Annotated in this window: 13 protein-coding genes; 6 read left to right on the forward strand and 7 right to left on the reverse strand. The window is 49.1% G+C overall.

Features of this window, described 5'->3' with window-relative positions; translation table 11 throughout:
• Nucleotides 1-366: 366 nt before the first annotated feature.
• The 3 genes from K7P76_RS17325 to K7P76_RS17335 all read left to right on the forward strand — a co-directional run bounded on the left by K7P76_RS17325 (nucleotide 367) and on the right by K7P76_RS17335 (nucleotide 2356).
• Nucleotides 367-633 (forward strand): hypothetical protein, encoded by a 267-nt coding sequence (locus K7P76_RS17325; protein WP_232186575.1) that lies wholly within the window; start codon nucleotides 367-369, stop codon nucleotides 631-633.
• A 432-nt stretch (nucleotides 634-1065) separates the two neighbouring features.
• Entirely contained in the window at nucleotides 1066-1512 is a 447-nt protein-coding gene (locus K7P76_RS17330; protein WP_232186576.1) for a YdeI/OmpD-associated family protein, read from the forward strand.
• 94 nt (nucleotides 1513-1606) lie between these two features.
• Entirely contained in the window at nucleotides 1607-2356 is a 750-nt protein-coding gene (locus K7P76_RS17335) for a class I SAM-dependent methyltransferase (protein ID WP_232186577.1), read from the forward strand.
• 337 nt (nucleotides 2357-2693) lie between these two features.
• On the opposite strand, the gene K7P76_RS17340 is transcribed toward K7P76_RS17335, so the two are convergent.
• From K7P76_RS17340 to K7P76_RS17350, 3 genes are read right to left on the reverse strand one after another with little or no spacing between them, the layout of a single operon-like run.
• A complete protein-coding gene (locus tag K7P76_RS17340) occupies nucleotides 2694-3776 on the reverse strand; it encodes a Gfo/Idh/MocA family protein (RefSeq protein ID WP_232186578.1) in 1083 nt (360 codons plus the stop codon).
• Complete coding sequence (locus tag K7P76_RS17345; RefSeq protein WP_232186579.1) at nucleotides 3769-4842, reverse strand: AraC family transcriptional regulator; 1074 nt, start codon at nucleotides 4840-4842, stop codon at nucleotides 3769-3771. Before K7P76_RS17345 ends, K7P76_RS17340 begins: the two co-directional genes overlap by 8 nt.
• Nucleotides 4843-4866: 24 nt before the next feature.
• The gene (locus K7P76_RS17350) at nucleotides 4867-5853 is read right to left on the reverse strand and encodes a Gfo/Idh/MocA family protein (protein ID WP_232186580.1); all 987 of its coding nucleotides are present in this window, start codon (nucleotides 5851-5853) and stop codon (nucleotides 4867-4869) included.
• Between the two features lie 205 nt (nucleotides 5854-6058).
• Here K7P76_RS17350 and K7P76_RS17355 point away from each other — a divergent pair, with 205 nt between their 5' ends.
• Entirely contained in the window at nucleotides 6059-7234 is a 1176-nt protein-coding gene (locus K7P76_RS17355) for a M20 family metallopeptidase (protein ID WP_232186581.1), read from the forward strand.
• A 10-nt stretch (nucleotides 7235-7244) separates the two neighbouring features.
• Here the strand turns inward: K7P76_RS17355 and K7P76_RS17360 are convergent, their stop codons facing one another.
• On the reverse strand, nucleotides 7245-8099 hold the full coding sequence (locus K7P76_RS17360) for a helix-turn-helix transcriptional regulator (RefSeq protein ID WP_232186582.1): 855 nt from the start codon (nucleotides 8097-8099) through the stop codon (nucleotides 7245-7247).
• A 144-nt stretch (nucleotides 8100-8243) separates the two neighbouring features.
• On the opposite strand from K7P76_RS17360, the gene K7P76_RS17365 reads away from it, so the two are divergent.
• On the forward strand, nucleotides 8244-10283 hold the full coding sequence (locus K7P76_RS17365) for a beta-galactosidase (RefSeq protein WP_232186583.1): 2040 nt from the start codon (nucleotides 8244-8246) through the stop codon (nucleotides 10281-10283).
• A gap of 235 nt (nucleotides 10284-10518) precedes the next feature.
• Entirely contained in the window at nucleotides 10519-10863 is a 345-nt protein-coding gene (locus tag K7P76_RS17370; protein WP_232186584.1) for a winged helix-turn-helix transcriptional regulator, read from the forward strand.
• 25 nt (nucleotides 10864-10888) lie between these two features.
• On the opposite strand, the gene K7P76_RS17375 is transcribed toward K7P76_RS17370, so the two are convergent.
• The 3 genes from K7P76_RS17375 to rbsK all read right to left on the reverse strand — a co-directional run bounded on the left by K7P76_RS17375 (nucleotide 10889) and on the right by rbsK (nucleotide 15424).
• Complete coding sequence (locus K7P76_RS17375) at nucleotides 10889-13339, reverse strand: EAL domain-containing protein (RefSeq protein WP_232186585.1); 2451 nt, start codon at nucleotides 13337-13339, stop codon at nucleotides 10889-10891.
• Nucleotides 13340-13506: 167 nt separating this feature from the next.
• A complete protein-coding gene (locus K7P76_RS17380) occupies nucleotides 13507-14463 on the reverse strand; it encodes a nucleoside hydrolase (RefSeq protein ID WP_232186586.1) in 957 nt (318 codons plus the stop codon).
• 19 nt (nucleotides 14464-14482) lie between these two features.
• Nucleotides 14483-15424: a ribokinase gene (rbsK, locus tag K7P76_RS17385; RefSeq protein ID WP_232186587.1), complete on the reverse strand. Its 942-nt coding sequence runs from the start codon at nucleotides 15422-15424 to the stop codon at nucleotides 14483-14485.
• Nucleotides 15425-15429 lie beyond the last annotated feature (5 nt).

A 15429-nucleotide genomic window follows, 5' to 3' on the forward strand; every position in this document is an offset into this window, starting at 1 on the left:
AACTGGTTTTTGTATTTTATTTCAATTGCCCTAACCGATATTGTAATGAGCATCTGACTTGAAGAATGGAATAGCTCATAATGCTATTGGTGCCAAAACAGTTGTTTAAGCCGTTTCCGCGTCGTTGGAACTTTAGCCCGCTCTGGCCGGGTTAATTGCACCAAGAAATCTATTTTGATTACATCCATTGACAGGAATATTCCTTTTTGGGTACGTTTAGACCATAAATATAACAACTTTTAGCACATTTTATTTAAAGGAGATTTCCATGGATAAAGTAGTCTCAGAAGACGGCACCTCCATTGCTTACGATAAGGCAGGAAAGGGATCGGCGATTAGGCCTTATTCGTTGCCTTGATGCCGCTCATGCCTGCGTGGTCCAAGTTAAAGGCTGTTGCGCATACGCTCCCTTACGATACGATCCTTACATTAGACAATATGGCTATCAAGTTAGCTCAGGTGGACGGGAATCGAATGATCAGGCTACAAACGTATACAGTTGCCCAAGAACATCGAGACCGCTTACTAGATTTAACGGCAGGATTTGCCGCTATCTCATCACAAATGTCATTTTTCACAGGGATAACGGCAGCGATTGCCGTTATCGATCCAATTATGCCTCGAAATCATTAAGAATTCCTTGAATAACGGCAATTATTGCCGCTATGAGTATGGGAAAGGGCAACGGTGATATAACGGCAGGATTTGCCGCTATATCAAATCACTTCGATTAATTCTTACTGCATGATAACTGAGTTCGTAGCACCCTGAGTTAACTTGATAGCCGGGTTAGACAATCAGAGAGGCAAATCTCTGTCAGCCAATCGGTGGTCCTCTGATCGCTGTACCCACGCTCGTTGCGGTTGGCGGGAAAAGCCCGGCATGGATGCGAAACGCCATGCAAACGCTTGCGAGTGTGCTTCCCAATGCAAAGCATCAAACTTTGGAAGGTCAGACACACATTGTAAAACCGGATGCTTTAGCTCCGATGCTAGTTGAGTTTTTTGGTTAAATGTTAGGTTAGACGGTTACAAGTTTAGCTATTAAAACGGAGGTAGGTGCCTTATGAAATTTCGTGCAGTCATTGAACTCGGAGGTAAAACTGCTACAGGTATTCAAGTTCCTGAGGAGGTCATTGCGAGCCTCGGGGCAAGCAAACGTCCGCCGGTTCTCGTCACGATAGGAGGCTACTCCTATCGCAGTACCGTGGCGCCTATGGGCGGGCGGTTTATGATCCCACTCAGCGCTGAACACCGTGCAGGTTCTGGTGTAGCCGCTGGTGACGAAGTGGACGTAGATATCGAACTTGATACCGAGCCTCGCGAGATTGCCGTGCCATCAGACTTCTCGGAAGTGCTTGAGCGTAATGCGGATGCAAAAATGTTTTTCGACGGGCTGTCCTACAGCAACAAAAAGCGTTTTGTAATCTCGATCGAGGAAGCCAAAACTGCCGAAACTCGGGAGAAGCGGATTGCCAAAGCAATTAGCATGTTGAATGAGGGCCAAGTATAACAGCACGTGAAAAGGAACCGGAGATGCGTAAGCAACTGTTTCTAGACATATGCAGCAAAAAATGATTTGTACATTGAAGAGGTAGGTAACGGCTATGAACGAGTTAGAATATAAAAATTTTTACGAACGCGTTGGAAAATTAAACGGATGGGACTTTAGCAAAGTAAAATGTATATCCGAAGGAGTAAAATGGAGTTTTTACTATGAAGTTACCCAAAGATGCAGGAAATCCGACCTTTTGCTGGATATAGGTACCGGCGGAGGGGAAGCTTTATTATCGATAGCAGGGTCGGCTTTACTATTAGTGGGTATTGACGATTCAGTTGGAATGATCCAAACCGCAAATGCTAATTTATATAAATCAAAGAAATCGAATGTACGTTTTTTGCAAATGAATGCTGATAAAATCGATTTCCCTGAGAACTTTTTTAGTATCGTATCTAATCGGCATTGCCCCTTTAACACGAATGAAGCAGCTAGAGTATTAGAGCAAAATGGTTTTTTTCTTACGCAACAAGTAAGTGAAGATGATAAATTCAACATCAAACAAGTTTTTGGAAGAGGTCAGTCATCGGGTTTGCGGGACGGGACATTAAAAAATAAATTTATTTCGGAATTAAATGAGTCGGGGTTTAGCGATATCCAATCATTCGAATTTGATGCCAAGGAATACTACAAAACATACGAGGATCTAGTGTTTCTGTTAAAACACACTCCGATCATTCCGAACTTCGGCAAAAGCGATGATGACTTTGCTTTACTTGATAAATTCATCGAAGAAAACCGAACCAGTAAGGGGATAATGACCAATTCCAAACGTTTCATGATAATTGCGAGAAAATAAAAGAGGAAGCAGGTAAGGACACTCCATTCTGAATCCTTAACGGAGCTAGTGGGAATTCCTCCATCTAGTTTTCAATTTTTTTCTGTCTTCGGCAAACTAAGAGGAATTCCTCACACTATTTTGTACCCCTTAGCCTGTAATGGGCCATTTCGAGAGAATTAGACGGACATTTTCCAGTTAGTCTTACAAAACAAGATATTAAGTGAAACTAGATGGAGTTTTTCCAATAAAATGCCTGCCAGAGGTACATCGATGTGAGATGGCGTTGATATAGGAGTTACAAAAAAACGTGGATAACATCCCTTTACGGGTCATGTTATCCACGTTTGAGTTTGATTTACCTTGGAAGTTCGACCGATACTTCCCGGCGCAGATCGGCGGAACGAAGCACGCCATCGATAATCGCTTGTTGGATTAGAATTTGTTCACCCGGAATTGGAGCCGGGCGTCCATCGCGTACGGCCTCGGCGAAGTCTCTAACCTTCTCGTCGAACAGGTTCAGCTTATGCTCGACAAGCGGGATCGCCGTATTCGTGTGACCGCCGTATTCATCGTGGAATAGCGTCATTGCGCCGATGGCCCCGTCCCAAACGCCGGACCATGGGCCGCTTCCCGCAGGCGTTACTTTCAGACCGGCATCGGTTCCAAGGAACATCGTCGCGCCCAGCGTGTCCATATGCATCGCCCAAGAGATTTTGAATTGAAGCACGAGGTCGTTCTCGAAGCGGACCATCGCAACGCCGAAATCTTCAACCTCGAATTTGCTTGCTTCGGGATGATATAGAGGATTGCGTCCGAAATAGTTCGAGGTGTACGCCGATACCGTCAACGGACGAGGATAACCCATCGCGTTAAGCGCCATATCCAAAGAATAACAGCCGATATCCGCCATTGCGCCTGCGCCCGCCAGCTTCTTGCTGATGAAGGTTCCTCCAGGCATGCCGCGGCGGCGTCCGCCGCCCGTCTCTGCATAATAAACTTTGCCTAGCCGACCGGATTGTACGATTTCTTGCAGCAGCTTCATGTTAGGATCGTAACGCGGTTGAAAACCAAGGGTCAGCATGTTGCCCGTTTCGCGTGCCGCTTGCGTCATCTCTAGCGCTTCTTGGAGCGTGACGGACATCGGCTTTTCCAATAACACTTGTTTGCCCGCGCGAAGCGAATCAACAGTCGTAATGTGATGAGAGACGTTAGGAGTACAAATACTTACGCCATCCAAATCTTGCTCCAACAACTTCTGATGCCCGTCGTACGCCGCAGCGCCTACCAGTTGCTCCGCTTCAACAAACTCTCCCGCTTTGCCTGGAATGACATCCGCAACGGCTACGATTTCCACGAATGGCAGTTTTCTGTATGCCGATACGTGGGCTCTGGCGATACCGCCGCTTCCGATAATGCCGATTCTTAAATTTTTACTCATGGTGATCCGATTCCTTCTCTCTAGTTAATGGATTAAGCGCCCCGCGGGCTTCGCCGGCATGCAGCCGGCGATAAGCGGTTGGCGTAATATCGTATTTACTTTTGAACACCGGATATAAATAATTCGGGTTCGCATATCCGTGGTTGATCGCGATTTCTTCAATCGGCTTGTCGGTGTGAATAAGCTCGAAACAAATTCCCGTTAAGCGCACATGCTCCAAGTAATCGCGAAAGGTCGTCTCGCCCTCGCTTCGGAATATTCGCTGAAGCTGCCGCGGGCTTATGTTGATCGTTTCCGCTACTTGCTCTAATGAAATAGGCAAGCTTTCATTGTCTAAAATATATTGGGTGGCAAGCTGATACCTATGAAAATTCATATCCCGCTCCGGTATTCCCGGTTTGCCCGCTGGTCCGTCGAACACGCGGGTCGTACGCAGAAGGATTTGAACGATCGCTTGTTTCATCAACGTGTAAAACCCGGAAGGCTGCTCCTCCCATACCCGATAGGCATCCAAAAATCCGTTCATCGCGTGATAACGATCGACAACCGGAACGGCTGGAATGCGATCGAGAATGTTAATGCATTCCTTAGCTTCGTTAGCCTCCAACTCGTCTCCCCAGCCGGCTTTATCCGTCTCCGCCGCGAGGGGAACGATGTCTAAATGCAAGCACAACTCATACATCGGTTCGTCAGAGTCCGATTCTTGATAATGCATCAATTCCGGTCCGGTCAAGTAAAACAATCCTTCATGGAGATCGTAGGTCTGATCGACGAGAATGACTTTGCCTTTGCCCTTGGCGATATAATGAAATTCATATTCGGAATGCTTATGAAAGTTAATGATATATCCCGGCTGAAAAACAGCCAGATGGCAGCGAAGCACCCGAATTCCGTAGGAGCCCCAACGGAACTGCAGATCCAGACGATCAAGAGCATCGGCCTTGTTGGCCATCCGGGCATAAGGAAAGGGACCGGTGCTTCCGGCAAGCTTCCTATCCTTATGCGTCCTAATACCGGCGTCCTGAATGCTCCTGTCGTCTGCCGCCAATCCTACCCCTCTTTTCACGCTATCCGAATCCTATCGCAAATATCAAACCAACTCGTCGATGCGAACCGGACGGCCTTCCGCTACAGAACGCGTAGAAGCTTCCATCAACTTGGTCAGATCCACCGCGAGGGCTACATTTTCCGTTGCTTCAGTATCATTCGAGATATGCTCCACCCATTGGTCGAACGCGATTGGTAGCGGTTGGCCCGCTTCGAGCTTCTCCCATTGCCCGCTCCCGCTATTGCTGCGCAAGACGGCAACCTCTTCCGGAAAACCGAACAGCAACGTTCCTTCCGTACCGTGAAGTTCGATAGAGAATGGCGAGTGGCTGTTCACGAATCCCGCTTCCACGATACCTAGAGCCCCTTCGGAATAACGAAGAACGGCAACCGCGTTGTCCTCGACTTCCTTACCTGTCACGTAACCGAAGTTCGCGCTGACGCTCTCCGGCATACCCAGAAATAACCGAACTAGATACATAGGATGGCAGCCAAGATCGATCAAAGCTCCGCCGCCGCACTGCTCTTTGGAATAGAAATGGGCAGGCAGCCAATTCTCAGTCGCTCCGTTGTGCGACAAACGGACACGCGCCAAAGTTAACTTGCCAAGCGTTCCTTCTTTAATAACCTTCTGAATGACCTGCGTGGATCCCGCATAGAGGCGAGGAAGAGAAACCGTGAACTTAACGCCTGCTTCCTTAACCGCAGCAACGATTTCCTGAACTTCTTTATTTGTGGGTGCGACGACTTTTTCCGTGAAAATATGTTTGCCGGCGCGGGCAGCCTTCACCATGACTTCATGGTGTATATTCGTAGGTGCATCGACGATAACGGCATCGATATCGTCTTGCGCCAGCATCTCGTCTAGCGACTCGTAATAAGGGACGCCATATTCGGCTGCCTTTTCCTTGCCCCGTGCCGGTACCTCGTCCCAAATCGCAGCCAGCTGCGTGGACGGATTCGCTAGCGCATACCCGGTGTACTCATCTGCGTGGACGTGCCAATAACTAATTTTACCTATCCGAATCATGAGATTGCCTCCCTAGCTAATTAACTTAAAATATACGACAACATGTACAGATTACACAACTTATTATTGCTTTATAATGAGTTTAAGTGCCATTTAAACTATGAAATTACGACATCATTCTCATCTCGAAAGGGCAGCTTGCTTGCAAACCGTTGAACGGATACGATAGTTGTATGACAAAATCATCTTTAAAGGAGAACTCTCCATGACCGCCTTAAAAACAATCATTCACGATACTCTGCAGGCTTATTCGCCTCGCTTAATAGAAATCGCTGCTTTTATCGGATCCCATCCAGAACTCGGACACGAAGAGAGGCAAGCGTCGGCCATGCTTTCCTCCGAATTGGAGGCTTTAGGATTTCAAGTCGAAAGAGCCGTTCTAGGCTTGGAAACCGCGTTCGTAGCGGAATATCGCTCATCCAAACCCGGCCCCCTTATTGGTTTGCTCGCTGAATACGACGCCCTGCCGGAGCTGGGTCATGCTTGCGGGCATCATCTCATCTGTACGATGGCGCTTGGCGCAGCCGCAGGATTGCGTGCAATCGCGGATGAAACTGGCGGAACGATCCGCGTATACGGAACGCCTGCCGAAGAAACAAAAGGTGCCAAGATCGATATGGCAGCCGCAGGTTTGTTCGATGATTGCGACATTGCGATTATGGCGCACCCTTATCATAGCTATGAACGTTCCGGAGCTTCCCTGGCCATGGATGCCTTGCAATTCGAGTATCATGGTAAAGCCGCGCACGCTGCCGCTAATCCGGATCTTGGCATCAATGCATTGGATGCGATAATCCTTATATTCAACGCCGTTAACGCGTTGCGTCAGCAAACGAAAGACGATGCCAGAATTCACGGCATCATCTCCCACGGAGGGCAAGCTCCGAATATTATTCCGGATTATGCCGCTGCCCAATTTTATGTAAGATCGGCGTCGCGTGCTTACACCGACGAACTCGCGCGTAAAGTGACAGCCTGCGCTGAGGCAGCCGGCATTGCGACCGGCTGTAAGCTAACGGCGAGCAATTACGAATACTCTTATGATGAATTGCGGACCAACGAAACTTTGTCCGATGCGTTTACGGCCAATATGATCGCTGATGGAATCGCCGAAGAAGATATTCGGGTCGGCCATGATAACGGCTCCTTGGATCTGGGTAACGTCTCGCTTCGCTGTCCCGTCATTCACCCTTACATTAAAGCAGTAAACGAACCTTACCAACTCCACACGAAGGAGTTCAGAGATGCCGCGCAAACCGATACCGCCTACAAAGCGATGGTGTTCGGCGCAACCATGCTCGCCTATACCGCCTGCGATGTACTCACGGACGCTCGGTTATTACATCGGATCAAGAAAGAATTTAACGGCTTAAATCCTTGATGCTGTGCGACTAGCGCTTCTCCGCAATCCTCGACTTTGAATATAGAAGCCGGTATTGCTCGGGAGTCATGCCTTCCCGTTCCCGAAACCGGCGGATGAAGTAGCTGCTCTGGGCATACCCCGATTGTTCAGCCACTTGCTTAACCGGCAACCCTCCAAGCACCAGCAGCTGCTTAGCTCTAGTCAATCTTGTTTCTTGGAGGAAGGATGCCGGAGTCCGTCCCAATACCCGTTGAAACAGTCGGCAAAAATAAGTCGGGCTGTACCCCGCGTCATTCGCCATTCGATCCAAATCCCAAACCTCGCCGCATTTTTCGGACATCCGGTCGGCTGTTTTGCGGATTCTTTCCTGGTAATCCAGCCCCGGCGACGCAGACAGTCCCTCCGAGTTTCTCAACAGTTCGATCAACAACTCATACAGTACCGCCGATATCGTCGTCTCATTTCCGCTTTCGTAAGAAGAAGAAAGCCGTAATAAATGATCCAGTAACGATCGGATCCGCTCTTTGCGTCCGAACGTAAACAACCATGGCTCTCCCCGCCCCCGGCCCTCCAATAAAGCGTCCGCTCCCGCCCCGTAAAAGTGCACCCAATATACGTCCCAAGGCTCAGACCGATCCGAGCTATATTGCTGAAGTTCCCCCGGCGCGTACAAGAACCCATTTCCCGCTTGAAGCTCCGTCGCCACCCCGTTATGGGTGACCGTTCCCCTGCCCTCGAACAACAAATGGATGTTGTAGTAGCCGAGCCCCCCTTTCGGGCGGTATTCCGCATGTTCGGAATCTTCATGATAACGGCCGCAGGATTCCGGAAAAACGATATATCGCTCAAATCCAGGCTTCGGCAAATAATGATGGAGCCTCATCGGATTAATCGCCAACTTTCATAAGATATTACTATTCATGATAATAATATGTTATTTAAGACGTTTTTGAAAAGGAATACAATAATCTCAGATCATAAATGGATCACATAATATTATTACTAACGTAATGAGGGAGAGTGTCTCATGTCCGCCATTTCTAGAAGTTCCGACTCTTTTCAATTAGGAGTCTGTTATTATCCGGAGCATTGGAACGAATCGCTGTGGGAAGACGATTTCCGCCGCATGAAAGAGCTTGGATTCAGTATCGTTCGGGTCGCGGAATTCGCTTGGACGATATTCGAGCCGGAAGACGGCAAGTTTTCCTTCGATTTATTCGATCGTGCGTTAGACGAGGCTCACCGCCATGGCTTGAAGGTCATCATGGGAACACCGACCGCCACACCGCCCGCTTGGCTGACCGAACGTTACCCTGAAGCGCTCAATGCGCGTCAAGATGGCGTAGTCTACCGGCATGGACAACGTCGGCACTACAATTACAGCAGTCCGGTTTACCGCTTCTACTGCGAACGAATCGTAAGGAAAATGTCTCAGCATTACGGCAATCATCCTGCGGTCGCTGGTTGGCAAATCGACAACGAGCTGAACTGCGAAACGAACGAGTTTTATTCCGATGCGGATCATATCGCTTTCCGTCAGTGGGTTAGAACTAAATACGGGACGTTGGACAAGCTGAACGAAGCTTGGGGCACCGTGTTCTGGAGCCAGACTTACACCGATTGGCAGCAAGTGTATTTGACCCGCCCGAATCCATCCGACTCCCCCAATCCCCATCAGTTGCTGGATGAGAAAAGGTTTATTTCCGACAACACCATTTCGTTCGCCCGACTGCAAGCCGATATTATTCGCGAGAGCGCGCCTCGTCAGTGGGTTACGACCAACGGTCTTTTCGGCCACTTAGACAATCATGCGATGACGAGCGAGCTGCTCGATTTCTTTTCATACGATTCCTATCCGCAATTCAGCGCCTTTGAAGATCCCGAGAACACGAGCTCCTTGCGCGATCGTAAATGGAGTCTTTCTCTTAGCGAAACACGTTCGATTTCCGCTCACTTTTGCGTGATGGAGCAGCAATCGGGCCCGGGCGGCTGGGTGAACCGGATGGATATGCCGGCACCGCGACCTGGTCAAATGCGGTTGTGGACTTACCAATCTATCGCGCATGGAGCGGATATGCTGTTATATTTCCGCTGGAGAACGGCGACAATGGGCACGGAAATCTACTGGCACGGTATCAATGACTATCATAACCGCCCAAATCGAAGGCTACACGAGGTTGCGCAAGTCGGTGAAGAGCTTGGCCGGATCGGCAACCTTATTACTGGGAAAAGCTTTCAGGCTCAGTTTGCGATTCTTGAAGATTACGATAATAGTTGGGATGCGGAATTCGATGCCTGGGTAAGACCGCTGCGCTGGAAAAGCAAAGAGTCTTGGTCCAAAGCTCTGCAGGAGCGGCACATCCCGGTCGATATCGTCTATATGCGTGAAGGCACGAAGCTGGAGGATCTGCTGCGTTATCCTGTGCTTGTCTATGCGCATGCCACCATCCTTACGGAAAATAGAGCCGCATTGCTCGATGCCTATGTCCGGGGCGGAGGCACATTAATCATGGGAGCACGCACCGGCTATAAGGATGAGCGCGGCCAATGCCGCATGATCCCGTTCCCGGGATTTGCCGCCAATTGGTGCGGAATAACCGTCGAAGACTTCACTCTATGCAATCCTAATTTCCCCGCCGCTTCGGCACAGTGGACGGATGAGGATTCGGCCTTACCGACGGCCTTGTTTAACGAAGTGTTGACCGTCGAGTCGGAAACGGCGGAAATAATGGCTTCGTATACTTCGCAATACTATTCCGGCGGAGCGGCATTAACCCGTAACCGGCATGGTGACGGCTGGTCTTGGTATCTCGGTTCAGCTTTCACCGAGGAAGCCGTCCACGGTATTCTCGACCGAATGGGCACTCCTTCTCCCGCTGACGGCTGGGCCGACTTGCCAAAGCAAGTGGAGATTGCCATCCGCGGAGACATCGTATTCCTGCTCAACTACAGCCATGAGCCGGTTCGGTTGAACTTCCTGGTGCAGGTCAACGATTTGCTGCGCTCCGGAAGCTTGTTCGGGAATATAGAATTAGAAGCTTACGGCGTTCTTGTTATTCAGCGCTAACGATTGTAACTGTTCAGCAAACGAAGAGCGGTCTAACAAGAGGGTACGCCTCTTGCTAGACCGCTTTTTGCCGCTTTAGTCACTCTAGTACCCAGGTACGGCCCGCTGCCATCACCAAGGCCAATAATGCATCTCGTAATAAGAAATGTGTGTTTTGTCTCTCAATAAGCTATAATGCACTTAGCTATACTTTATATATCATCTACATTATTCATATTTAGGAGGTCATTTGAGCATGTCTTCCCCATCTACCACATCTTACACCATTCCGAAAGACCCGGTAATCATCGAATGCTCTATTGAGAAAACACTGGACGTTATTGGCGGCAAATGGGCTTTCCTCGTGCTGCGGGAGTTATTTTGCGGTACGCGGCGGTTTGGCGAGCTTCAGCGTCGTATTGCTCAAGTAAGCCCACGAGCGTTAACTAGCACTCTTCGGCATATGGAAGAGAAAGGCGTGTTAACCCGCACCGTGTTTCCTACCGTACCTGTGACCGTGGAGTACACGTTGACCCCCAAAGGAGAAGACCTGCATCAAATTGTCAAAGAGATGAAGCTTTGGGCAGCTAAGTGGACTTAGAGAATACGTTAAGCGCTATAAGCCGCTATCCTTCCTCGACAGCCGCCTTCAGCGGATTTAAGTACATCTGCTCGACTTCTTTTGCCGGAATCGGCCTGCTGAAATAATAACCTTGAATATCGTCGCAGCCGTTATCCATAAGAATTTGCAGCTGCTCTCTCGTCTCCACGCCTTCGGCTATGACATTCATTTTCAGGTTATGCGCCATCGCGATAATGGAAGACACGATCGCTTTATCATCTTCGTTGCTTGTTATGTCCTTAATGAATGAACGGTCGATCTTGAGCTTATGAATCGGGAATAATTTCAAATAACTAAGCGAGCTGTAGCCTGTTCCAAAATCATCCATGCTAATTTGTATGCCAAGCCTCGTCAGCTCTCTTAAAATTTGACCCGACCTCGAAGCATCCATCATCATGCTCTCGGTTATTTCCAATTCCAAGTATTGAGGATGCAACCCCGTTTCGCGCAATATGCTCTCGATGGCGCTTACGAGCTTCTCCTGATGAAATTGTTGGGTCGACAGATTAACCGACACGGGGATGTTCCAACCGTATTGCTGCTGCCATTGTTGCATTTGCCTGCACGCCTCGCGCATCACCCAGGTCCCGATCTCTCCGATTAGTCCCGTTTCCTCGGCAATTGGGATGAATACTCCCGGCTCGATTAGCCCTTTTTCAGGATGAATCCACCTTAATAAAGCTTCGACTCCAATGACCTGTTGATTATGCAAGCTGATTTGCGGCTGATAGTGGATAATGAGCTGCTCTCCATCCACGGCTTTGCGCAATGCCGCTTCAAGCTCAATATTGTTCATCACGTGTTCATCCAGTACGCTAGAATAATATTGAAAGCCGTTCTTGCCGTTTCGTTTCACTTCGTACATTGCGGTATCGGCATTTTTGAGCAATTGCTCCGCATCCAAACCATGTTCCGGATACAAGGCGATGCCTATGCTGGCTGATACGTAGAAGTCGTTATCTTTTAATCTGTACGGGATCTGAATAAGATCGATTATTCTTTGCGCGAGCCGTTTAGTCACGTCTTCGATCGGATTTCCGTGGCAGATCAAAGTAAACTCGTCTCCGCCCATTCTGGCGATCGTTACTTGTATGCCGACCGCCGCATGGTGCAGACGATCGGTAACCAACTGCAGAAACTGGTCGCCAAAAGCATGGCCTAACGAATCATTGATCATTTTGAATCGGTCGATATCCATTACCAGCACGGCAAATCGGGAATCTCCCGGAACGCTGTGACGAATCGTTTCCTCTAGCGTTCTCTTCAATAAACGACGATTAGGCAGACCGGTCAAATCGTCGTGATACGCCATGTGCTGAATCGTTTCTTTTGTCCGCTTCTCCTCGGTTATGTCCCTGAATATAAGATACGTCCCTCTGACGGCCCCGTCGATGGTTACGGGAACGCTCATCGTGCTTAAGTGGATATGATGGCCCTCTTTATGGATAATAACCGTTTCAGCTATCTTCACCTGACCGTATTTTAAAGAGGATTGAAACACTTGATTGGACTTCTCGCGATACTCCTCAACATGAATTTCCAAAAGTTTAGAAGAAGGCTGATGAAGATAGTCCGCAGCTTCTATGCCCGTAATTCGAATAGCCGAAGGATTGATATCGATAATCTTACCTTGAATGTTAACGCTAATAATGCCGTCTAAGTGATTCTCGTATAGCGATTTATACCATTTTTCGTGTTCGATGATCTCGTCGTTTTTCCGAGAGAGACGTTTGTCGATAAAAACCCCGAACAATGCGAAAGCAAGGGCAGCGAAAGTACCGATGGCAATCGCATAAGCGAGCCATTGTTGGTTCACCCTCATTCCGGACAATATTTCCAATCCATTACCGGTATGAAAGCGAGCCGCAGCCATTCCCGTGTAATGCATGCCCACGATCGCTGCCCCCATAACCAATCCGCTGCCCAGCTTATATCCTACACCCTTCCAAGAATGCTCCATGCGAAAATAGTACGAAAGCCATAGTGCAGCAATCGACGCAACAAACGCAATGACGACGGACAAGATAAATAATCCTGGCACATAATAAATGCCAACCCTCATCGAGGTCATTCCAATGTAGTGCATAGCTGAGATTCCAACCGACATCAAAAATCCGCCCACAATCAACCGCTTGAGCCGGAGCTGCTTTCTTCCGACGACATGCAAAGCGATAAGCGAAGCCAGAATGGCAACCAATACGGAAATAATGACCAAAACAACATCGTAAGAGACCGGGATAGGCAAGTTAAATGCAAGCATGCCTACGAAATGCATCGCCCAAATCCCGAATCCCATGAAAATCGCTCCGCCAATAAGCCATAAGGCTCGACTATTGCCGTTTCTAGCCGCGCTAACCCTACCGGCCAAATCAAGCGCGGCATAAGAAGCTGCAACCGCGATTAAATAAGACAGTATGACAAGCGATATATCATAAGTTCCATGTATATGATTCATCGATTTCCTCGCTTAAGAATAATAGATTAGGCTAACTTATCTTATCCTTGATATCGGTTATAAACGGCTTGAAATGAAGGCTGAGCGGACAAGAGAAAATGCAGCAACCGCCTCGAACAGGCAATTGCTGCATTTTATGATGGCATGATCCTTATCGATTCGTATCACTACATGAAAACGGACAAAAATTGACGTTCAGCCCGCTGCGCGTCGACATCGACGCAAACTTGGATGTCCCGGCCCATGGATGGTTTCGTCCGCAAATCGGCCACCACCATGCCTGCGCTTATCGAATCCCCGCAATCGATGCTCACCTTCATCGTTTGCGTCTTAACCAGTCCGGGATCGACGGCAACCAATAAAGTCAGAGGGTCGTGCATCGGCGCTGAGCCGATGTAATTGTTAGAGTCCGTGTAAAAGCCGAAATAATGCGCAAGGCTTTGCTGCATGAACGCGATGATGGCCTTGTTCTCCTCTTTGCCGAAGCGATTCAGCAAATCCAGATGCTGCTGAGTAATATGCGTGCGCATCGTCACATCCAATCCAACCATCGTGATCGGAAGCCCGGACTGCATGACCGCATCCGCGGCTTCGGGATCGCCCCAAAAGTTGGCCTCCGCCACGGGAGTTACGTTTCCCGGCGCATGTACAGTTCCGCCCATGATCGCCACGCTTTTCACTTTGAAAGGAAGCTGTTCATCCAACTTAAGAGCAAACGCCAAATTGGTCATTCTGCCTGTCGCGACCAGAACGATTTCTCCGGGATTTTCATTGACCATACGGACGATAAATTCGGCGGCGGATTCAGCAACCGCAGTTTGAGAGGCAGGAGGCAACTTAACGTTGCCGATGCCGTTCTCCCCATGAACGGAATCGGCGAATCCGGTCAAAGAACGTTTGTATGGGCGGTCGGCACCGCGCGCGACCGGAACGTCGTATCCCGGATCCGCCAATTGAATGATTCGCAGCGTGTTATCCGTAGCCTGGTCCACATCAATATTTCCGAAAACGGTCGTAATCCCTTCCACGCGGATTTCCTTAGACTTCAATGCATAAAGAATAGTAAGCGCATCGTCGATGCCCGTATCGACGTCAATGATTACTCGAACAATGTTGTTTGGCATCCCGATCTCCCGATTCGTCTCAATTTGTTTGTTCTTTATCGCGTAAAGAAGCTTCAAAAGTGTCTACTTGTTCACTTGTCGGCATTCCGCTTTGCGCCCCGAATTGGGTAACCGCTAGCGCGGATACTTTGACAGCGTAAAGGATGGACTCGTGCAAATCAGCTCCCTTGGCTAATTGCACCGCCAATGCAGCATTGAACGAGTCTCCGGCTCCGGTCGTATCCACCACGGGAACCCGGTAAGCGGGAACTTGCACGAGGGAACCGCCCGCCTGCTTATACACCGTGCCTTCCGAGCCCAATGTCGTAACGACTTGAGGAGGTCCCATCCGCAGCAATTCATCGACCGCTTTCTCCAAGCCGTGCTTGCTCGAATCGATTCCCGTCAGTTGTTCCAGTTCCGTTAGATTAGGAGTTATATAATCCACGTTCCGAAGCAAGGAATCCGGCAGTTTTTGCGCTGGCGCAGGATTCAGAACTACGATTTTCCCGTGTTTCTTCGCCATCGAGGCAGCGGCCATAACGGTCGGCAGCGGTACCTCCAACTGCAGCAGTACTACATCCGCTTCGGCGAATATGGCCTCATTGGCAGCGATATCGGCAATCGTTAACCATTCATTGGCACCGGGCACTACGATTATTTGATTATCGGTAGAGGTCAGCGTAATGGCTGCTATGCCGGTCGGAACTTCCTTGACCTTCTTGACCGTTTGAAATCCAACCTTGTCTATTTGCAATGATTCAAGCAGCGCTTGTCCGAACAAATCGTCTCCGACCGCTCCCAGCATCGAGGTTTGCGCCCCGAGGCGGGCAGCGGCCACTGCCTGGTTAGCGCCTTTCCCGCCCGGAATGAAATGGCTGTCCTTGCCGGTCAGCGTCTCTCCCGGTTTCGGAAATCGCGGCGCCTGTACGACAATATCCATGTTCAAACTTCCGACAACCAATATATTAGGCTTTGTCATCCTTG

Origin of the sequence: Cohnella silvisoli (genome assembly GCF_021190915.1) — a bacterium.
In the GTDB taxonomy this organism is placed as follows: domain Bacteria; phylum Bacillota; class Bacilli; order Paenibacillales; family Paenibacillaceae; genus Cohnella; species Cohnella silvisoli.